Annotated in this window: 20 protein-coding genes, 1 pseudogene and 1 other annotated feature; of the genes and pseudogenes, 15 read left to right on the top strand and 6 right to left on the bottom strand. The window is 68.9% G+C overall.

All coding sequences use genetic code 11. From position 1 onward, the window contains the following. Positions 1-33: 33 nt before the first annotated feature. From istB to ACQ3I4_RS15785, 4 genes are all read right to left on the bottom strand, one after another. Positions 34-792, bottom strand: coding sequence for an IS21-like element helper ATPase IstB (gene istB / locus ACQ3I4_RS15800; protein WP_430633781.1), 759 nt, complete (start codon positions 790-792; stop codon positions 34-36). Next, positions 789-2,024 carry an IS21 family transposase gene (gene istA, locus ACQ3I4_RS15795; protein ID WP_430633782.1) on the bottom strand — a complete coding sequence of 412 codons (1,236 nt, stop codon included), beginning with the start codon at positions 2,022-2,024 and terminating at the stop codon, positions 789-791. Before istA ends, istB begins: the two co-directional genes overlap by 4 nt. Before the next feature lie 384 nt (positions 2,025-2,408). Next, positions 2,409-2,927, bottom strand: a complete 519-nt coding sequence (locus ACQ3I4_RS15790; RefSeq protein ID WP_329864003.1) for a GNAT family N-acetyltransferase — start codon at positions 2,925-2,927, stop codon at positions 2,409-2,411. Beyond that, positions 2,924-3,274 (bottom strand): ArsR/SmtB family transcription factor, encoded by a 351-nt coding sequence (locus tag ACQ3I4_RS15785; RefSeq protein ID WP_329864001.1) that lies wholly within the window; start codon positions 3,272-3,274, stop codon positions 2,924-2,926. Before ACQ3I4_RS15785 ends, ACQ3I4_RS15790 begins: the two co-directional genes overlap by 4 nt. A 205-nt stretch (positions 3,275-3,479) precedes the next feature. Here ACQ3I4_RS15785 and arsB point away from each other — a divergent pair, with 205 nt between their 5' ends. The 11 genes from arsB (at position 3,480) to ACQ3I4_RS15730 (ending at position 13,451) form a co-directional block, all read left to right on the top strand. After that, positions 3,480-4,472 carry an ACR3 family arsenite efflux transporter gene (gene arsB / locus ACQ3I4_RS15780; RefSeq protein ID WP_430633890.1) on the top strand — a complete coding sequence of 331 codons (993 nt, stop codon included), beginning with the start codon at positions 3,480-3,482 and terminating at the stop codon, positions 4,470-4,472. A gap of 26 nt (positions 4,473-4,498) precedes the next feature. Beyond that, positions 4,499-4,918: an arsenate reductase ArsC gene (locus tag ACQ3I4_RS15775; RefSeq protein ID WP_329863997.1), complete on the top strand. Its 420-nt coding sequence runs from the start codon at positions 4,499-4,501 to the stop codon at positions 4,916-4,918. Between the two features lie 30 nt (positions 4,919-4,948). After that, positions 4,949-5,926 (top strand): thioredoxin-disulfide reductase, encoded by a 978-nt coding sequence (gene trxB / locus ACQ3I4_RS15770; RefSeq protein ID WP_329863995.1) that lies wholly within the window; start codon positions 4,949-4,951, stop codon positions 5,924-5,926. Between the two features lie 169 nt (positions 5,927-6,095). After that, positions 6,096-7,481 carry an FAD-dependent oxidoreductase gene (locus ACQ3I4_RS15765; protein WP_329863990.1) on the top strand — a complete coding sequence of 462 codons (1,386 nt, stop codon included), beginning with the start codon at positions 6,096-6,098 and terminating at the stop codon, positions 7,479-7,481. Between the two features lie 33 nt (positions 7,482-7,514). Continuing rightward, positions 7,515-8,177 (top strand): arsenate reductase ArsC, encoded by a 663-nt coding sequence (locus ACQ3I4_RS15760; RefSeq protein ID WP_329863989.1) that lies wholly within the window; start codon positions 7,515-7,517, stop codon positions 8,175-8,177. Continuing rightward, on the top strand, positions 8,174-8,617 hold the full coding sequence (locus tag ACQ3I4_RS15755) for a low molecular weight phosphatase family protein (protein WP_329863987.1): 444 nt from the start codon (positions 8,174-8,176) through the stop codon (positions 8,615-8,617). Before ACQ3I4_RS15760 ends, ACQ3I4_RS15755 begins: the two co-directional genes overlap by 4 nt. A gap of 56 nt (positions 8,618-8,673) precedes the next feature. After that, a complete protein-coding gene (locus tag ACQ3I4_RS15750) occupies positions 8,674-9,057 on the top strand; it encodes an ArsR/SmtB family transcription factor (RefSeq protein ID WP_329863986.1) in 384 nt (127 codons plus the stop codon). Next, a complete protein-coding gene (locus ACQ3I4_RS15745; protein WP_430633889.1) occupies positions 9,054-11,006 on the top strand; it encodes a heavy metal translocating P-type ATPase in 1,953 nt (650 codons plus the stop codon). The genes ACQ3I4_RS15750 and ACQ3I4_RS15745 overlap by 4 nt, the downstream gene beginning before the upstream one ends. A 202-nt stretch (positions 11,007-11,208) precedes the next feature. After that, positions 11,209-11,814 carry a DsbA family protein gene (locus ACQ3I4_RS15740; RefSeq protein WP_430633888.1) on the top strand — a complete coding sequence of 202 codons (606 nt, stop codon included), beginning with the start codon at positions 11,209-11,211 and terminating at the stop codon, positions 11,812-11,814. Positions 11,815-11,843: 29 nt separating this feature from the next. Continuing rightward, positions 11,844-12,485: a vitamin K epoxide reductase family protein gene (locus ACQ3I4_RS15735; protein WP_430633887.1), complete on the top strand. Its 642-nt coding sequence runs from the start codon at positions 11,844-11,846 to the stop codon at positions 12,483-12,485. Between the two features lie 57 nt (positions 12,486-12,542). After that, positions 12,543-13,451, top strand: a complete 909-nt coding sequence (locus ACQ3I4_RS15730) for a cation diffusion facilitator family transporter (protein WP_329863981.1) — start codon at positions 12,543-12,545, stop codon at positions 13,449-13,451. A gap of 39 nt (positions 13,452-13,490) precedes the next feature. On the opposite strand, the gene ACQ3I4_RS15725 is transcribed toward ACQ3I4_RS15730, so the two are convergent. Both ACQ3I4_RS15725 and ACQ3I4_RS15720 read right to left on the bottom strand, forming a co-directional pair. Next, complete coding sequence (locus ACQ3I4_RS15725; RefSeq protein WP_329863991.1) at positions 13,491-14,744, bottom strand: Nramp family divalent metal transporter; 1,254 nt, start codon at positions 14,742-14,744, stop codon at positions 13,491-13,493. A gap of 365 nt (positions 14,745-15,109) precedes the next feature. After that, a complete protein-coding gene (locus ACQ3I4_RS15720) occupies positions 15,110-15,454 on the bottom strand; it encodes a hypothetical protein (protein ID WP_329863979.1) in 345 nt (114 codons plus the stop codon). A 128-nt stretch (positions 15,455-15,582) separates the two neighbouring features. Here ACQ3I4_RS15720 and ACQ3I4_RS15715 point away from each other — a divergent pair, with 128 nt between their 5' ends. From ACQ3I4_RS15715 to ACQ3I4_RS15700, 4 genes and pseudogenes are all read left to right on the top strand, one after another. After that, positions 15,583-16,353 (top strand): TnsA-like heteromeric transposase endonuclease subunit, encoded by a 771-nt coding sequence (locus ACQ3I4_RS15715; protein ID WP_329863977.1) that lies wholly within the window; start codon positions 15,583-15,585, stop codon positions 16,351-16,353. Further along, entirely contained in the window at positions 16,346-18,391 is a 2,046-nt protein-coding gene (locus tag ACQ3I4_RS15710) for a Mu transposase C-terminal domain-containing protein (protein ID WP_430633886.1), read from the top strand. Before ACQ3I4_RS15715 ends, ACQ3I4_RS15710 begins: the two co-directional genes overlap by 8 nt. Continuing rightward, entirely contained in the window at positions 18,388-18,693 is a 306-nt protein-coding gene (locus ACQ3I4_RS15705) for a hypothetical protein (RefSeq protein WP_430633885.1), read from the top strand. The genes ACQ3I4_RS15710 and ACQ3I4_RS15705 overlap by 4 nt, the downstream gene beginning before the upstream one ends. 33 nt (positions 18,694-18,726) lie before the next feature. After that, a pseudogene (locus tag ACQ3I4_RS15700) lies at positions 18,727-19,041 on the top strand (transposase); the annotation flags it as partial. Continuing rightward, positions 19,005-19,088, top strand: a sequence feature (AL1L pseudoknot). This feature is flagged as partial in the annotation. (Overlaps the previous pseudogene by 37 nt.)

Genomic DNA, 19,088 nt, shown 5'->3' with positions numbered 1-19,088 from the left:
GCCAACTGAAAATAGGGCCACCGGGTTGCGGTTCTATTGTGCCTGAGGTCTTGTGGTGGTTCTGTTGCGGAGCCGGTAGCTGCTGCCGGTGAGGTTGAGAACCTCCGCGTGGTGGACGATGCGGTCGATCATGGCTGAGGCGACCGTAGCGTCGCCGAAGACCTCGCCCCAACGGCTGAACGCCAGGTTCGAGGTGAGGACCAGCGAGGCGTGCTCATACCTGGACGAGACCAGTTGGAAGAACAGGTTCGCCGAGTCCTGGTCGAACGGGATGTATCCGACCTCGTCGACGATCAGCAGCTTGTAGCGGCGCAGCTTTGTCAGTTCCTGGGGCAGGCGTCCGCCTTCGTGCGCCTCGGCGAGGCGAGCGACCCAGCCGGTGGCGGTGTCGAACAGGACCCGGTGCCCGGTGCGGGCGGCCTTGATCCCGATGCCCACGGCCAAATGCGTTTTGCCGGTGCCGGGAGGACCGAGCAGGACCACGTTCTTGGCTTCCTCGAGGAAGACCCCGGTGCCGAGGTGGGCCACCAGGTTGCGGTCGGCGGCCGGCTGGTGGTCGAAGTTGAACTCCTCGATGGTCTTGGCGCCGGGGAAGCGGGCGGCACGGATCCGCAGGGCCGCCCCGGAGGCTTCGCGCTCGGCGACCTCGCGGCTGAGCACGGCGGCTAGGTACTCCTCGTGGGACCAGCCCGCTTCCCGGGCGCGGTCGCCCAGGGCACGGTAGCCGTCGGTGATGCGCGGGGCGCGTAATGCCCGGGCGTAGTACTCGATGCTCTTCGCCGGCTCGCTCACCGGCCGGCCTCCGCCAGTTCACGCGCATCGTCCGGGACGGCGAGGCCGAAGAGCCGGTCGTAGATGCCCAGATCGCGTTCCTGGACCTCGGCGTGGCGGCCGGTCCTGATGGTGCGGTGGGCGCGGCGCAGGGCGGCGGCCCTGTCGACGTGGGCCGGATCGGTAAGGATCTGGTGGCGCGCCCAACGTCGTTCGTGCTTGGCCAGCAACGTCCCGCCGGCAGTGACGGTCACCTGCTCGAGGTCCGCGGCCACGTCCACGATCCGCCCGATCGCCGACGGGTCGACGGAGTAGTCGTTGGAGAACACCCGCACGTAGTAGTCCCGCGGCAGCCGGATGCTCTTGCGCAACCCAGTCTCGGGCGCCAGCGGTGCCAGCGGGCGCATCGCCTCGCGGTCGCGCAACACGAGCTCGGCGGGCCGTCCGTGGCGGGAGCGCGAGTAGCGGGCATTGGCCCGCGGCAACCAGTCGGCCAGCTGCTCGTTGAAGTCGCCCGGGGAGGCGAAGGTCCGGCCGGGCATGAAGCCTTGGCGGAAGAACCGGTTCATCCGCTCCACCATGCCCTTGGACTCCGGGTCGTTCGGCGGCAGTTGGCGGATCGTGCAGCCCAGCACCCCGGCGAAAGACGCGGCCGGATCCGTCAGCCGGCCCTGGCCGATGCCGCTCTCGTTGTCCCAGACCAGCCGCTCGGGGACCGCGGCCGCGTCCTGGATCAGCGACCACATCCCGCCCAACAGGTCCGGCGTGGTGCGGGTGGGGATCATCCGGGCCTGGATGAAGCCGGAGAAGGTGCTGGTCATGACCAGCACCGGCGGCTTGCCCTGTTGGCCGTGCCCGAGCGGTAGCGGCTCGTGCGGGAACCAGAGGTCGCATTGGACCGCCTTGCCCGGTTCGTGGACCAGCCGGTCCACCGGGTCCGCCGGCAGATACTCGGGCCGGATCTGGCGGACCTTGTCGCGGAACAGGGACGCCGATCCCGTCCATCCCACGCGTTCGGCCAGCACGGTGGCCGGCATCGTCGGAGTCCTGGCCAGCAGGGTCCGGACCCGGCCGGCGTAGGAGTCGAAGCTCGAACCTGCCGACGCCCGCTCGTACTTAGGCGGCCGGTCTGATTCCAGCGCCCGGTCAACCGTTCCCCGCGAAACCCCGAGCTGCGTGGCCAGCTCTCTCTTAGAGATCTTCTCCGTCGCGTACCGGTGGCGAATCTGCGCCCAAACGTCCAATGTGATCACCTTCCATGATGGTCAGGTGGCCTCATTTTCAGTTGGCGTTCTTGGCCCTATTTTCGGTCGGCGTCAACAGAGGCGGACTCGAGATCGCATTGCGCAACGCTACGGAGTCGATTGGTAATGGGAATCACCATAAATCGGCCATGGGCTACTGCCTCCCAGCTTGCGAGACACCATGTGGCCAACGGCATCACGCGTCCTGGGTGAACCTCGGCCAGTTGGCGCTTCAATTGCGAAGCGCGCCAATTCGGGACGCTCATCGTGGCGCAGATGTTCTGGACGCCGTTGGCCGCGTAGAAGCGCTCGGCTTCAAGACGCCAGCCTGCCGGACCCATGACCGAACATCGGGCGTCGGATGTGCGGGCGTTCTCGTTGGAGCGATTGGGATCAGATGATTGCGGAGCGACGTTCGATTAGGACGGTGTCGCGCCACTGCCCGGCCGAGGGGCCGTGGGCCATGCGGGCGATGCGCGTCCTGCGCCCGACCACGGTGAAGCCGTGGGCGAGGTGGAGTCTCATGCTTGCCTCGTTCTCGGGGAAGAGGCTGGCCTGAATGGTCCAGATCCCGTCCGCTTCGGTCGAGGCGGCCAGGGCCCGCAGCAGGATCGCGCCGACGCCCAACCCGCGCGCCGCCGCCGCGACGTACACGGAGTGCTCCACGACGCCGGCATAGGCGGGGCGCGGGGAAACGGCGGAAACGGCTGCCCAGCCGAGGATCCCGCCGTCCCGGGTTGCGGCGACCAGCCGGTGCCCGGGCAGGCGCGAGGCGTCGAACCCTTCCCAGTCCGGGGCCTCGGACTCGAAGGTGGCGTGTCCGGTGGCGATGCCCTCGCCCCAGATTCGTTGGACGGCCGGCCAGTCCGCGGGGAGCAGCGGCCGAACCGCGACGGCGTGCGGTCCGGTCACAGGGTCGCGAGCAGCCCGGCGGTCCGGTCCAGGGCGCCGGGAACGAGGGAGTAGTAGGCCCACGTGCCCCGCTTCTCGCGGTGCAGCAGCCCGGCCTCGACCAGGATCTTCAGGTGGTGGGAGACCGTGGGCTGGCCCAGGTCCAGCGGCTCGGTCAGGTCGCAGACACAGGCCTCGCCCGAGTCGCCGGCCTTGACGATGGACAGCAGGCGCAGCCGGTTCGGATCCGCCAGCGCCTTGAAGACCAGGGCTCTGCGCTGCGCCTCGTCGGCGCCCAGGCCCGGGGTGTCCGACGGCGCGCAGCACGCGGCGTCGACGGCTGGCTCGAGAGTTTGCAGAGAGTTCATGAACCCATTATGCATGCAGATTGACATCCATCGATATGGTGGGCGATAGTTTTGAATATCGACCTTCATCAATTTCTTCTCCGACCCGCACAGGAGCGCCGTGAGTATCCAGACCGACCAGACGACCACCCGTGGGGGAGAGGCCGACGTCGTCGGCAAGCTCTCCACCCTTGACCGCTTCCTGCCGGCCTGGATCGTCGCCGCGATGGCCCTGGGGCTGGGGCTGGGCAGCCTCGTCCCGGGCCTGGACACCGCCCTGGACTCGGTCAAGGTCGGCGAGGTCTCCCTGCCGATCGCGATCGGCCTGCTGGTGATGATGTACCCGGTCCTCGCGAAGGTCCGGTACGACCAGACGCGCCGCGTGGTCGCGGACCGCAAGCTCATGGTCTCCTCCCTGGTGATCAACTGGGTGCTGGCCCCGGCGTTCATGTTCGTCCTCGCGTGGGTGTTCCTCGCGGACCTGCCCGAGTACCGGACCGGGCTGATCATCGTGGGCCTGGCCCGCTGCATCGCCATGGTGATGATCTGGAACGACCTGGCCTGCGGGGACCGCGAGTCCGCCGCGGTGCTGGTGGCGATCAACTCCGTGTTCCAGGTGTTCGCGTTCGGCGCCCTGGGCTGGTTCTACCTGCAGCTGCTGCCGTCCTGGCTGGGCCTGCCCACCACCAGCGCCGACTTCTCCTTCTGGGCCATCACCGCCTCCGTGCTGATCTTCCTGGGCATCCCGCTCGTCGCGGGATACCTCACCCGCACCCTCGGCGAAAAGGCCAAGGGCCGCGACTGGTACGAGGACAGGTTCCTGCCCAAGCTCGGCCCGTGGGCCCTCTACGGGCTGCTGTTCACCATCACCCTGCTCTTCGCCCTGCAGGGCGGGAACATCACCGCGAGGCCGCTGGACGTCGCCCGGATCGCGCTGCCGCTGATGGTCTACTTCGTCGTCGTGTTCGCCGCCGGCATGCTGATCGGCAAGTGGCTGGACCTGGGCTACGCGAAGACCACCACGCTGGCGTTCACCGCCGCGGGCAACAACTTCGAGCTCGCCATCGCCGTGGCGATCGGCACCTTCGGCGTCACCTCCGGCCAGGCCCTCGCCGGCGTCGTGGGACCGCTGATCGAGGTCCCGGCCCTGGTCGCCCTCGTCTACGTGGCGCTGTGGGCGCGCAAGCGCTTCTTCGCCCCCGCACCCCTTTCCGCCTGAGCCCCGCAACCATCCTGGAGAACACCATGAGCACCGAAACCAAGAAGCCCTCCGTCCTGTTCGTCTGCGTCCACAACGCCGGCCGCTCCCAGATGGCCGCCGCGTTCCTCACCACCCTCTCCGCAGGCGCGGTCGAGGTCCGCTCCGCCGGGTCCCAGCCCGCGGACAAGGTCAACCCGGCCGCCGTGGAGGCCATGGCCGAGCTGGGCATCGACATGTCCGCCGAAATCCCTAAGGTCCTCACCACCGAGGCCGTGAAGGAATCCGACGTCGTGATCACCATGGGCTGCGGCGACGAGTGCCCGTTCTTCCCCGGCAAGCGCTACGAGGACTGGGTCCTGGAGGACCCCGCCGGGCAGGGCGTGGACGCCGTCCGCCCCATCCGCGACGAGATCAAGACCCGCATCGAGGCCCTCATCGCCTCGCTGACCCCCGCCGCCAAGTAGCGGCCCCGCACCGAGCAGCAGGAGAAACCCGTGAGCACCGAACAGTTGATCATCATCGGGTCCGGCCCCGCCGGCTACACCGCGGCCATCTACGCCGCCCGCGCCGGCCTGGCACCCCTGGTCCTCGCCGGGTCCGTCACCGCGGGCGGGGCCCTGATGAACACCACCGAGGTGGAGAACTTCCCCGGCTTCCCCGCCGGCGTCCAGGGACCCGAACTCATGGACGGGCTCCAGGAACAGGCCGAGAAGTTCGGCGCGCGGGTCGTGTTCGACGACGTCACCGAGGTCCGGCTCGACGGGCACCTCAAGCTCGTCGTGACCGGCGCGGGCACCGTCCACGAGGCGCCCGCGGTCATCCTCGCCACCGGCTCCGCCTACAAGGAGCTCGGCCTGCCCGAGGAGAAGAGGTTCAGCGGCCACGGCCTGTCCTGGTGCGCGACCTGCGACGGGTTCTTCTTCCGCGACCAGGACATCGTCGTCGTCGGCGGCGGGGACTCCGCGATGGAGGAGGCGACGTTCCTGACCCGCTTCGCGGCCTCCGTGACCGTCGTGGTCCGCAAGGGCGAGCTGCGGGCCTCGCGGATCATGGCCCAGCGCGCCAAGGGCAACCCGAAGATCAGCTTCGCGTGGAACTCCGCGGTCACCGGGATCCACGGCGACACGAAGGTCACCGGCGTCACACTCACCGACACCCGGACCGGGGACACCCGCGAGCAGGCCGCCACCGGCCTCTTCGTCGCGATCGGCCACCTCCCGCGCACCGGACTGGTCGCCGGGCAGGTCGACCTCGACGCCGAGGGCTATATCAAGGTCGACGCGCCCACCACGGTCACCAACCTCTCCGGCGTGTTCGCGTGCGGGGACGCCGTGGACCACCGGTACCGCCAGGCCATCACCGCCGCCGGCACCGGCTGCGCCGCCGCCCTGGACGCCGAGCGCTACCTCGCCGCGCTCCAGGACGCGGACAGCATCGCCACCGCGCTGGTGGAAGAACCCACCCACGCCTAACGGACCACGGAGGGGAGGGGGTGAGGACCATGCGCACCGGATGCTGCGGAAACGGCTGCTGCGACGAGGACCAGGGCTGCTGCTAGGCGGCCCCGCCCGCCGGCCCCGCACGAGGGCCGGCGGGCCCCTCCCCAAACCACCACCGACCACGGACGAAACAGAGGACCCCATGGACACACCGAACACCCTTCCCGTCGCCGTGATCGGCGCCGGCCCCGTGGGCCTGGCCGCCGCGGCCCACCTGCTCGAACGCGGCCTGGAACCCGTGATCTTCGAAGCCGGTCCCAGCGCGGGTGCCGCCATCGGGCAGTGGCGGCACATCCGGCTCTTCTCGCCCTGGCGGTACAACACCGACGCCGCCGCCGTCCGCTTGTTGGAGGCCGCCGGCTGGGAACACCCCCGGCCCACCGCCCTGCCATACGGCGGCGAACTCCTCGAGAACTACCTGGCCCCGCTGGCCGCGCTCCCGGCCATCGCCCCCCGCCTGCACACCGGGGCCCGCGTCGCCGCCGTCACCCGGGCCGGCATGGACAAGACCCACACCCGCGACCGCGACAGCACCCCCTTCGTCGTCCGCGTCGACCACCGGGACGGGGAAACCCGGGACCACACCGTGGCCGCCGTCATCGACGCGTCCGGCACCTGGGATACCCGCAACCCGCTGGGCACCTCGGGCCTGCCCGCCCTGGGCGAGGACGCCGCCGCGTCCCGGATCTCCGCCCCGCTGCCCGACGTCGTCGGCCGGGACCGGGACTCGTTCGCCGACAAGCGCGTCCTGGTCGTGGGCGCCGGGCACTCGGCCGCCAACACCCTCATCGGGCTCGCGGACCTCGCCAAGGGCGCCCCGGACACCCGGATCCTCTGGGCCGTCCGCGGACCCGACGCGGAGAAGGTCTTCGGCGGCGGCGACGCCGACGGGCTGCCCGCCCGCGGGCAGCTCGGCTCCCGGCTCCGCCGCCTCGTGGAGGCCGGCAGCATCGAGCTGCACACCGGCTTCGGCATCGCCTCGCTGACCCCCACGGACGCCGGCGTGGCCGTCGCGGCCGTGGACGGGCGCGTCCTGGACGCCGACACCGTCGTGCCCTGCACCGGGTTTCGCCCGGACCTGGACATCCTGCGCGAGCTCCGGCTCGAACTGGACCCCGCCGTCGAGGCCCCCCGGGAGCTCGGCCCGCTGATCGACCCCGAGTTTCACTCCTGCGGCACCGTCGCCCCGCACGGCGCGAAGCTGCTGGCCCACCCGGACCGCGACTTCTACATCGTGGGCATGAAGTCCTACGGCCGGGCCCCGACGTTCCTGCTGGCCACCGGCTACGAGCAGGTCCGCTCCGTCGCCGCGGCCCTCGCCGGGGACCGCGCGGCCGCGGACACGGTCCACCTCGAGCTCCCCGAGACCGGGGTCTGCTCCTCCGATTCCGGCACCAGCTGCGACACCCCCGCCGCCGCGGCGGCCGCGGCCGAGCCCGCGGAGGCCGGATGCTGCGCCGCGCCGGAACCGGTGCTGGTCGGCTTCCCCACCGGACTCGCGCACGGCCGCTCCGGCGCCACCGCCTAACCCACCCGCACCGACCAGCACAGGAGCGAGACCATGACCGAACACCGCGACACCTCACAGGGGCTGCAGGACAACACCGAGCTCCTGCACCGGATCAGCCACCGCCTCGCCGACAGGTTCGCCGGGGTCTTCGCCGCCGAAACCGTCGAGCGCTACGTCTTCGAGTCCTACACCGCCCTCGCCCGCACCGCGAAGGTCACCACCTACCTGCCCGCGACCACCGAGCACTTCGCCGCCGACCGGCTCAACGCCCTCGCCAAGTCCAAGGGCACCAGCGTGTCCGAGGTGCCCGAGGTGCTGTTCGTCTGCGTGCAGAACGCCGGACGCTCCCAGATGGCCGCGGCCCTGCTCACCGTTGAGACCAAGGGCAGGATCCGGGTCCGGTCCGCCGGCTCCCAGCCCGCGGCCGAACTCGAACAGGCCGTCGTGGCCGTGATGGCCGAAATGGGGGTGGACCTGACCAAGGAGTATCCGAAGCCGCTCACCGACGACGTCGTGCGCGCCTCCGACGTGGTCGTCACCATGGGGTGCGGGGACTCCTGCCCGATCTACCCGGGGAAACGCTACGAGGACTGGGAACTCACCGACCCCGCCAAACAGTCCCTGGACACCGTCCGGGACATCCGCGACCAGATCCACGCCCGGGTCAAGACCCTCGCCGCCTCCCTCCTCACGAAGGAAACCACCCAGCCATGACCCACCAACCGACCACCGAACCCGGAGGCCCGAAGGCCCCGTCCGTCCTGTTCGTATGCAGCAAGAACGGCGGCAAGTCCCAACTCGCCGCCGGACTGATGAACCAGCTCGCGGCCGGGACCGTCACCGTGCACTCCGCCGGCACCAAGCCAGGCAGCTCGCTGAACTCCCAGTCCGTCGAATCCCTGGCCGAGCTAGGCATCGACATCGCCGGCGAACACCCCAAGCCCGTCACCGACGACGTCCTCGACACCGTCGACGCGGTCATCGTCCTGGGCACCGAGGCGAAGCTCGAGCCCCGCCCCGGCACCCGGTTCGAGGTCTGGGACACGGACGAGCCCTCCGAACGCGGCATCGAGGGCATGGAACGCATGCGCATGGTCCGCGACGACATCAAGGCCCGCGTCGAGAAGCTGTATAAGGAACTGACCGGCAACTAAACGCATCTCTGGCCGCTTCCCGACAGTTTTGTCGAAATGTCCGCTATTATCGGGATATGACGATTGGTAATGAGGCCTCGGACGGCTGCGGGCGGCTGGACCCGGCTGCAGCGCTATTCCATTCCCTAGGAGACCCGGCCCGCCTGGCCATAGTGAAGCGAATGGCCCGGGGGGAGGTCAGGGTCGGCGAACTAACCGGCGAATTGGGACTGGCCCAGTCGACGGTGTCGGCCCACGTGGCCTGCCTGCGCGACTGCGGACTCGTGGAGGGCCGGGCGCAGGGACGCAGCGTCTACTACTCGTTGTCCCGGCCAGAGCTGATGGACATGCTGGCACAGGCCGAAATCCTGCTGGCCGCGACCGGCAACGCGGTGGACCTGTGCCCCATCTACGGCACCGCCGCCCGCGTCGACGGAACCGCGGCGGAGGGCATCCGATGAGCGACGCCTGCGGCTGCGGCGACGGGACGACAACCACGGACGAATTGGGCGATGAGGAGGCGCAGGGCTTCTGGCAGGTCACCGAGATCCGGGCCGCCGTCGTGTCCGGCGCGCTGCTGCTGGCAGCCTGGATCGCTTCCCTCGCGGGCGGGCCGGAATGGCTGACCCTGCCGCTGGAGATCGCCGCGCTGCTGATCGCTGCCTGGACCTTTGTTCCGTCCACGCTGCGCCGCCTGGCCAAGGGCCAGATCGGTGTGGGCACCCTGATGACCATCGCCGCGGTGGGGGCCGTCGCCCTCGGACAGTTCGAGGAGGCGGCCATGCTCGCCTTCCTCTACGCCATTTCCGAAGGCCTCGAGGAATACTCGCTGGCCAAGACCCGGCGGGGCCTCCGCGCCCTGCTGGACCTCGTCCCGGCCGAGGCCACCGTGCTGCGCAACGGCACCCAGGTGGCCGTCTCCCCGGCGGACCTCGTCCCCGGTGACCGGATGGTCGTGCGCCCGGGGGAGCGGCTCGCCACGGACGGCCGGATCGTCACCGGACGCACCTCCCTGGACACTTCCGCGCTAACCGGCGAGTCCGTGCCGGTCGAAGCCGGCCCCGGCACCGAGGTGTGGGCCGGTTCCATCAACGGCACCGGACCGCTCGAGGTCGAGGTCACCAGCACCGCGGAGAACAACTCCCTGGTCCGCATCGTGCACATCGTCGAGGCCGAGCAGTCCCGGAAGGGCCCCGGCCAGCGCCTGGCCGACAACATCGCCAAACGCCTCGTCCCCTGCATCCTCATCGCCGCGGCGCTGATCATCGCCTTCGGGTTCATCGTCGGCGAACCCGCGCTGTGGTTTGAACGCGCCCTGGTGGTGCTGGTCGCCGCGTCGCCCTGCGCGCTGGCGATCTCCGTGCCCGTCACCGTCGTGGCCTCCGTCGGTGCGGCCAGCCGCATCGGCGTGCTGATCAAGGGCGGCGGCGCGCTGGAGACCCTGGGCAGGATCCGCACCATCGCCCTGGACAAGACCGGCACCCTCACCTGCAACCGGCCCGCCGTCGTCGACGTCGCGACCGCCGGCCCGGCGACCCGGGACGACGTTCTAGCGCTGGCCGCCGGACTCGAGGCGCGCAGCGAGCACCCGCTCGCCCGCGCCATCCTCGCCGCGACCCCGCACCGAGCGGACGTCACCGACGTCGACACGATCCCGGGGGCCGGCCTAGAGGGCCGGCTGGGGGGCCGGAGGCTGCGCCTGGGCCGCCCGGGCTGGATCGAGCCCGCCGAACTGGCCGCCGGCGTGGAACGCATGCAGCGCTCCGGCGCGACGGCGGTCCTGATCGAACACGACGGCCAGCTGGTCGGCGCCGTGGCGGTCCGCGACGAGCTGCGCCCCGAGGCCCGCGAAGTCATCGCCCGGCTCACCCGCTCCGGCTACACGACCGCGATGCTCACCGGCGACAACACCATCACCGCCGAAGCCCTCGGCAAGGAGGCCGGCATCGCCGAGGTCCACGCAGACCTGCGCCCCGAGGACAAGGCCGACATCATCCGCCGACTCAAGAGCGAGCGGCCCACGGCGATGGTTGGCGACGGCGTCAACGACGCACCCGCCCTCGCCACCGCCGACACCGGCATCGCCATGGGCGCGATGGGCACAGACGTCGCCATCGAAACCGCCGACGTCGCCCTCATGGGTGAGGACCTGAACCACCTGCCCGAGGTGCTGGACCATGCCCGGCGGACCCGGCGCATCATGCTGCAGAACGTGGGCCTGTCTCTGCTGCTGATTGCGGCCCTGATCCCGCTGGCCCTCTTCGGGGTCCTCGGCCTGGCCGCGGTCGTCCTCATCCACGAACTCGCCGAGATCGTCGTCATCGCCAACGGCGTGCGCGCCGGGCGGATTCCCCGGAACAACCAGCTGGCCGCCCGGCAGGCGGGCCCCGTCCTGGAACCCGCGTCCTGAGGCCCCGTCCTGGGGACGGTCCGGGGCCCCGCGCCCTCCGGCACGGTTCCCCTGCCCCCGACCCCGCCGGACCGAACCAACGGATGCCGTCCACACTGATACACGAACAGAAGGAACATTCACCCGTGAGCTCCACCCCGCACACCCCCGCCCCGCCGGACGGAAGAACGCCAAGATCGTCGTCTGGGCGCTCCTCGCCGTCGTGGTCCTCACCGGCGTCGTCGGGTACTTCGTCACCCGCGCACTGGCAGCCCAGGAACAGCCCCCCGCCGGCACGGGCCAAGTCGTGCGCGAGAACAGCCGGGTCCTGTCCCAGGCCCCGGACGAGAAGGCCGTCCTGGTCGAGTTCCTGGACTACGAGTGCGAGGCCTGCGGCGCTGCCTACCCGTTCGTCGAGGAACTGCGCGCCAAGTACTCCGAGAACGTCACCTTCGTCCACCGGTACTTCCCGCTGCCCGGGCACCTGAACTCCATGAACGCCGCCGTGGCCGTGGAGGCGGCCGCCGGGCAGGGCGCCTACGAGCCCATGTACAAGAGGATGTTCGAGACCCAGGCGCAGTGGGGCGAGTCCGCCGACAACAGGAGCGACCTGTTCCGCACCTACGCCGAGGACCTCGGCCTGGACATGGCCGCCTACGACGCAGCCGTCGCGGACCCGGCCACCAAGGAACGGGTCGAGGCCGACGTCGCCGACGGCACCGCCCTCGGCGTGACTGGCACCCCGACGTTCTTCCTCGACGGCAAGATCGTCATGGTGCAGAACCTGGACGAGTTCGAGGCCGCCGTCGCCGCGACCACCGCGAACTGACCGCACGCCCAATCCAGGAGAGCGCCCCCATGACCACCTCGCAAATGTCCGACCGCGCCGCGGCCGGAAACCCCGAAACAGCGCTGGGCCCCCGTTTCGCCGGCCCGAGCGCCTTCGGCCTCGTCCTCCTAATGACGGGGGCCGTGGGCTGGATCGCCTCGGCCATCCTCGTCCTGGAGCGCCTGGCCCTGTACGAGAACCCGGGGCACGTAACGAGCTGCGACGTGAACCCGTGGGTGTCCTGCGGGCGGGTCATGGGGACCTGGCAGTCCGAACTGTTCGGGTTCCCCAACCCGCTGATCGGGATCGTGGCGTTCGCTGTCGTCCTCGCGACCGCGATGGCGGTCCTCTCCGGCGCCCGGCTCGGGCGCTGGTACTGGGCCGGACTGCAGGCCGGCGTCACCCTGGGCATGGTGTTCGTGGTGTGGCTGTGGAGCCAAGCCCTGTTCGAGATCTACATCCTGTGCCTGTACTGCATGGTCGTGTGGGCGGCGATGATCCCGCTGTTCATCCTGCTCACCGCCCGCAACCTCGCCCACGGCGTCATCCCCGCACCGCCGGCCGTCGCCCGGTTCGCCACCGGCTGGGCCGGCACGCTCGTCGCCACCGCCTACGTCCTGGTCGCCGGCTCCGTGTTCCTGCGTTTCCTGCCCGCCTTCACCGGCATCTAAACCCCGCACCCAGACAACCGGGCGGCTTCCGCCCCGCACCGCAAGGAGACACGAGCGATGGGCGGACACCACCACGCACCGCAGAGCCACCGGGGACGCCTCGCCATTGCCTTCGCGATCACTGCCACCATCCTGGTCGCGGAGGTTATCGGAGCGCTGATCACCGGGAGCCTGGCCCTGCTGGTTGACGCGGCGCACATGCTCACCGACGCCGGCGGCCTGCTGATGGCCCTGATCGCCGCGACGCTCGCGACGCGCCCGACCACCTCCCGGCGGACCTGGGGGTACCTGCGCGCCGAGGTCCTCGCCGCCGGCGCGCAGGCCGCGGTCCTGCTGGCCGTCGGCGTGTACGTCTTCAGTGAGGGCATCCAACGCCTCGTTTCCCCTCCGGAGATCAGCTCCAGCGGGCTGCTGTTGTTCGGCATCATCGGCCTGGTCGGCAACATCGCCTCCATGCTGGTGCTCAGCGCCGGCCGTGGCGCCAACCTCAACATGCGGGCCGCGTTCCTCGAGGTCGTCAACGACGCACTGGGATCCGTGGCGGTCATCGTCAGCGCCATCGTCATCGCCACGACCGGTTGGGAACGGGCCGACGCCCTGGCCGGCATGCTCATCTCCGTGCTCATCGTGCCGCGGACCCTGAAAATCCTCCGCGAGGCCGGCAGCATCCTGCTGGAGACCGCGCCCAAGGGACTGGATCTAGAGGACGTCCGCGCCCACATCCTCGCCCTGCCCCACGTCCGCGGCGTGCACGACCTGCACGCCTCGCTGATTGCGAGCGGCCTGCCCACCCTGAGCGCCCACGTCGTCGTCGAGGACTCCTGCTTCTCCGACGGCCACGCCCCGCAAATGCTCGACGAGCTCCAACGGTGCGTGGCGGAGCACTTCGACGTCAGCGTCGAACACTCCACGTTCCAGCTCGAACCGTCCACCCACACCGACCACGAGCACGCAACGCACGACTGAGCCGGGCGCCCGCGCAGCCTAGGGCTTCGCGGTGCGGCCCTAGATGCCTTCGGCGAGGGTCAGCGCGATGAGCACGACATTGAGCCCGACGATCAGCACGGCACTGGTCCACCCGGCGATCCGCAGGGGCATCGCGTCCACGTGGGAGCCCATCACCCGGTGCGATCCCGTGAGCCGGATCAGCGGAATCAGGGCGAAGGGAATCCCGAAGCTGAGCAGCACCTGGCTCAGGATCAGCGCGAGCGTCGGTTCGATCCCGCCGCCTAGCACCAGCAGGGCCGGGATCAGGGTGATCAGCCTCCGCAGCATCAGTGGGATGCGGACCTTGAGCAGCCCGCCCATGATCGTGGCCCCGGCGTAGCAGCCGACCGAGGTCGATGCGACCCCGGAGGCCAACAGTCCCACGCCGAAGACCACCCCCACCACCGGGCCCAGCGCGGAGACGATGGCCGCGTGGGCCCCGGCGATCGTGTCGGTTCCCTCGACCCCGCGCAGGCTCGACGCGGCCAGGAGCACCATCGAGATGTTGACCGCCCCGGCGACCGCAAGGGCGCCAATGACGTCCCACCGCGTGATGCGAATCAGCCGGGTCCGCATGTGTTCGGTGGGCGCGAATCCGTGCCGATCCCGGGCCAGGGCCGAGTGCAGGTAGATCGCGTGGGGCATCACCGTCGCGCCGAGCATGCTCGCCGCGAGCAAGACGGTGTCCACCCCGTCGAAGCGGGGGACGAGTCCGCCGAGGACGTCGCCCGGGGCGGGCAGGTTGACCATCAGCCCGGTGACGAAGCCGAACGCGATGATCGCCAGCAGCACGATCACCGCGTTCTCGAACGAGCGCTGGCTGCGGTGGGATTGCAGCATCAGCAGCAGCATCGACGCGGCCCCCACGATGAACCCGCCCGTTAGCAGCGGCAGCCCGAAGAGCAGATTCAGGGCCACTGCCCCGCCGATCACCTCGGCCATGTCCGTCGCGGCTGCCACAAGCTCGGCCTGCGCCCAGTAGAGCCTCCGGGGTGCGGTCCTCAGCCTCCTGCCCAGAAACTCGGGCAGGCTGTGCCCGGTGGCCAGCCCCAGCTTCGCCGACTGGTACTGCACCAGGACCGCCATCAGGTTCGCCACCACCAGCACCCAGACCAGCAGGAACCCGTACCGGGATCCGGCGGTCAGGTTGGCCGCGACGTTGCCCGGGTCCACGTAGGCGATAGCCGCCACGAACGCCGGACCCAGCAAGAGGAGACGGCCGGTCAGGCGGCGCCGCCGCGCGGACAGGTCCGAAGCGCGGTTCCCCTGCACGGGCGACGGCGGCACTGTCGGATTTTTAGGCACGCCTAAATCGTACATTCCGAGTGTTAGCTTTGGGAGCCCGGGACGGCCGTCTTCCGCCGTTGATGCCGCCTCCGCAGCTCCTTCCTGCTGGAGCCCGTGGCGAGAGCGGCGTCGCATGGCGATGTGAGGGCGCCGCTCCTCTTCCGGCTGCAACGTGTACACATCCCACCGAGTAGCTGGTTCGCACTGCTGTTGCCATCTACTGACATGGAGCGCTCAGCAAGCATTTGGCGGTACAACAGGACGGGGTAGGGCAGGCGAGAACTGACGGGGTTGTACCAGCCTGCGAACGGGGCTACCAACTACTCCCCGGTCGACCGCGCCGCCGATGGCTACGAGGTTTGCCTGGCCGTCGGGGGCGTCTGCACGATCCCTCCGAGCAGACGCTCGGCGTCCGCAACGTCTTCCAGCCGCATAACAGCCTCTCCACGAAGGACTTTGGTCATGCGGTCATAGCCGGATCCAGTGAGTGTCGCGTAGGCACGAATGCTGTGGCCTTGGTCCCTTAGCCGCTGGTTGATCCTAACCGCGAAGGAATGCTGCAGGCGGGCGGCCTCGACGCGTGAAATCTCGAGCTCAGTCGTGCCCGTGAGCCACTGGATCTCGGAGAGTTTTCCAAAATGTCTGCGGTCCGGTGGTGCAGCCATGTGGCGGGGGCGAAATCGGGGGTCGCTCATGGGTTGATCCTATGTCGCGGCGGGTCGGAGTGCGGCCACGGCGAATGTCTGATAGACATAAAGTATGTAGGTCTAATAGACACAAACCGGCTGTTACTCGGCTGGTCCCCCCGGCAAAAAGGCAGGACATGAAAGCAGGGAAGCAAGCCGCAACGGCAGATCCGTACCGGAATCTTGCCAACCCCAACGACCACCCTGTGATCGCCTGGACGGATGCCGCCGGGGCGGCGCGTACCTCGGTCGCGGACGCGCGATGCCTGCGGCACGGGCTGGAGACTGCCCGCAGGGCACGGCGGCCAGCGAACTATCAGCACCGCCGTAATTACGAGGGGTACTACTGGTGGGCCGGCAGTGGTGAAAGCGTCTGGTACGAGTCGATGACCGAGTACGCCGTACTCATGGAACTAGATCACAGCCAGCGTCTGGCCAAGGTGGCGGCCCAGCCGTTCTGCATACTGTTCAACGACGGTGCCCGCCACTATCCGGACTACTTTGCCCTCCATGCCTCCGGCAGCCAGGTCGTCTACGACGTGCGCCCCGCGGACCGGATCGATGAAAAAGCTGAGATGCAGTTCGCCAAGACTCGCGAAGTCTGCGAACAAATCGGTTGGGGCTACGAGGTCCTGCATGGAGCGACCGGCGTGCAGAGGCACAACCTCGAGTGGCTAGCCGGTTACCGACACCCCTACATCACCCCCGAGGCCCCGGCGCGGTCCCGGATCCTTAGGGCAGCCGAGGAGCGCCTTCCCCTCGCCACTCTGGCCGCCGGCCTCGATCCGGAGCTTCCGGCTAGGTTCATCCCAGCGATCTACCACCTGCTGTGGGCCAGGGACCTCACCTACAACCCATCCAAGCCCCTGGGCTGGAACACCCTGATCGGAAGGAGCAGCCGTGGATAGCATCCGGCTCGGAGACACCCTCAGCCTCGAGGACGGTGAATACATTCTCGAAAGCATCTCGGGGGCCAGCCTGGGCCTGCGAAACTCCCGCACCGCCGAGCGGATGGCCGTCCACGTGAGCGCTCTGCCTGCCCTGCTGACGACTCCGCCGAATTTCGGGCCCGGAGACCCCGGCCCCCGGTCCCTGGAACGGGCAGATCCGGAGGACTCCGAGCGCGCCGCAATCCTGGCGGGCCATCTGGAGGAGATGCTCTACGGGACGCCCCTGAATGGAGGTGCGCAGCGGAGTGACTACGACCCCGGGGTGGCAAGCGGGACCCTGCGGACTGAGCGAAAGGCACGCGAGCTCAACGCTCTGGGTATCAAATGCTCCGCGCGCACCCTGTCCCGGTGGGCAAGCGATTACAAGGAACGCGGCCAGGCTGCACTGGTGGACGGGCGCCAGAAACGCCGGCAGCAACCCCTGGGCCGACTCGATGAAAGGGTCAAGGAAGTAATGCTCGCCGTGATCGCACGTGAGACTGCCAAGTCCACAGGTTCGGTCGAACGACTTATCCACACGATCAAGGCGGAGATACTCGCCGCCTATCCCGGCGAGGATGTCCACGTCCCCTCAGACCGGACCCTGCGCCGCCACATCAACGTCCTCACCCGGGGCAAATACACCACGGGCAACGCCGCAAACAGGCGCACAGCCGCCAACGCACCCAAACGCATGTACAGTTCGCGCCCGGCTATCGCTCCGGGACACGAGGTGCACGTGGACTCCTCACCGTTCGACGTGCTGGTGGTGACCGGCCTCGACCAGGAGAACGGAAAGCTGAAGGTCGCACGGGCGAACCTGGTCATCATGCTGGATAAGGCCACGCAGAGCATCATCGCCACCAGCGTGAGACTGCAAGGCGTTAAGGGCGTCGACCTAGCGTTCATGCTGGCCCAGTGTCTCACCCCGCGGCTGCTGCGTCCGCAAGGGCTGGTCGCGTTCAATGAATACGAGCTGAACGACATGCCGTGGGCGAAGTTTCTCTCCGCCGAGGACGCCGCCCGGTTTGAGACCACCCGCCCGTTCATCAAGCCCCAACGCATAATGAAGGACAACGGCTCGGACTATGCCTCCGCGGTGTTCGAATCAGCCTGCACCCGGTTCGGCATCGACACCACCAGCGCGGCCGTACACACGCCCACGGACAAACCGAATGTCGAGCGCGCCTTCCACACAATCAAGACCAAGTTCGCCCAATACCTGCCCGGCTACACGGGTGGCAGCACCGACCGGCGCGGAGAACATCCCGAGAAGGAAGAGCTGCTCGACGTTTATACCCTCGCGGAACTCTTCGAACGGTGGACGGCTATTGTGTGGCAGAACATGAAACACGAGTCGCTGCGCGACCCGTTGGTGCCGTCCATCGTTCATTCTCCAAACTCGATGTACATGGCCATGTTCCCGATGACCGGATATGTGCCGCTGCCGCTCGGGCCCGAAGACTACATAGCCCTGTTGCCCACCCAGCTGCGCACCATCCAGATGGACGGAATCCAGATCGATTACCGCCGTTACGACGCTCCTGAACTACATCTGTTCCGGCTCCGCAACTCACCGGACGTGAACCGGGACGGCAAGTGGACGGTCCACTACAACCCGCACGACCCCAGCGCCGTGTGGATCCGGGACCCCGAGGGAGGCGGTTGGATCCAGTGCAACTGGATGAATCGCGACGCCTTCGCCAGGCCTTTCTCGGCCAGCATCCGCCGCAATGCCCGCGAAATCACCGCGGCCCAAGGGGTGCTAGGGGACGAGGCTAGCACCCGGGCGGCGATCGAGCTGATCGGGCAAACCACTTCGGCGCGCAAGCGCCATGCCGCAGCCGAAGCCCGACGGCAGGCCGCGCGGAATCTGGCTGTCCTGGCCGGTGCAAACTTGCCGCTTCCGGCCGCTACGCCCGCCATCGAGGCCATCAAAATCCGCGACGCCGCGAATGCTGTCCCCGAGTACGACGAAATCGAAATCTTCGACCCAATGAAGGGGCTGGCCAATTGATCTTTAGCCAGGCAGAGACCCCGTCTCTGGACCGTCATGAAGACCTCAATAGGCTCCTGTCACATCAGCCCGCCCGGCCCCAACCTCACACGCTCGAGCAGTATCAGGCTCTGGCCGAGAACGAGCGCCGGGCGTTCGATACGGAGCGGCTGGATTACCTGGGCGGCGGCCTGACGGTCGCCACGCCTCAGGTGCAGAGACTCATCAAGAGCGTGCGGCTGGCCATCCTCGGAAACCGTGGCCGCGCCTCCGGCCGGACTGGGGTGATGGTGTCCGGGAAGTCTGAATCGCACCGGGTTTGATGGAGGCATCGATGACCCGGAAGGATTGAATTCATGCCAGCCCAGAGGAAGTACCCGGAGGAACTGCGTGAGCGCGCCACGAGGATGGCGATCGATGCGCGGAAGGACCCAGCAACCCGGAGCGGGGCCTACCGCAGGATCGGCGAGCAGCTCGGGGTCAACCCCGAGGCACTGCGCACCTGGGTGGCGCGGGCCGAGGTCGATGGTGGAGTGCGGCCGGGAACCACCACCACGGACGCGGCCAGGTTGGCCGAGCTCGAGCGCGAGGTGCGTGAGCTACGGCGGGCGAACACGATCCTGCGGCAGGCCTCGGCTTTCTTCGCGGCGGAGCTCGACCGCCCGTCGAGGTGATGTGTTCCTTCATCGAGGAGCACCGCGGCGAGCACGGGGTCGAG

Source organism: Zafaria sp. Z1313 (genome assembly GCF_050563205.1).
Taxonomy (GTDB): domain Bacteria; phylum Actinomycetota; class Actinomycetes; order Actinomycetales; family Micrococcaceae; genus JAZDCJ01.
Note: the sequence above shows the minus strand (reverse complement) of the source record. Positions and strands in the feature narration are given on the sequence as shown.

Bases quoted from the DNA above. Each gene is read 5' to 3' on its own strand.
- ACQ3I4_RS15785 (WP_329864001.1), bottom strand. From the start codon at position 3,274: ATGAACTCTCTGCAAACTCTCGAGCCAGCCGTCGACGCCGCGTGCTGC.
- ACQ3I4_RS15775 (WP_329863997.1), top strand. From the start codon at position 4,499: ATGAGCACCGAAACCAAGAAGCCCTCCGTCCTGTTCGTCTGCGTCCAC.
- ACQ3I4_RS15765 (WP_329863990.1), top strand. From the start codon at position 6,096: ATGGACACACCGAACACCCTTCCCGTCGCCGTGATCGGCGCCGGCCCC.
- ACQ3I4_RS15735 (WP_430633887.1), top strand. From the start codon at position 11,844: ATGACCACCTCGCAAATGTCCGACCGCGCCGCGGCCGGAAACCCCGAA.
- ACQ3I4_RS15715 (WP_329863977.1), top strand. From the start codon at position 15,583: ATGAAAGCAGGGAAGCAAGCCGCAACGGCAGATCCGTACCGGAATCTT.
- arsB (WP_430633890.1), top strand. From the start codon at position 3,480: ATGGCCCTGGGGCTGGGGCTGGGCAGCCTCGTCCCGGGCCTGGACACC.
- ACQ3I4_RS15755 (WP_329863987.1), top strand. From the start codon at position 8,174: ATGACCCACCAACCGACCACCGAACCCGGAGGCCCGAAGGCCCCGTCC.
- ACQ3I4_RS15745 (WP_430633889.1), top strand. From the start codon at position 9,054: ATGAGCGACGCCTGCGGCTGCGGCGACGGGACGACAACCACGGACGAA.
- ACQ3I4_RS15720 (WP_329863979.1), bottom strand. From the start codon at position 15,454: ATGAGCGACCCCCGATTTCGCCCCCGCCACATGGCTGCACCACCGGAC.
- ACQ3I4_RS15760 (WP_329863989.1), top strand. From the start codon at position 7,515: ATGACCGAACACCGCGACACCTCACAGGGGCTGCAGGACAACACCGAG.
- ACQ3I4_RS15750 (WP_329863986.1), top strand. From the start codon at position 8,674: ATGACGATTGGTAATGAGGCCTCGGACGGCTGCGGGCGGCTGGACCCG.
- ACQ3I4_RS15730 (WP_329863981.1), top strand. From the start codon at position 12,543: ATGGGCGGACACCACCACGCACCGCAGAGCCACCGGGGACGCCTCGCC.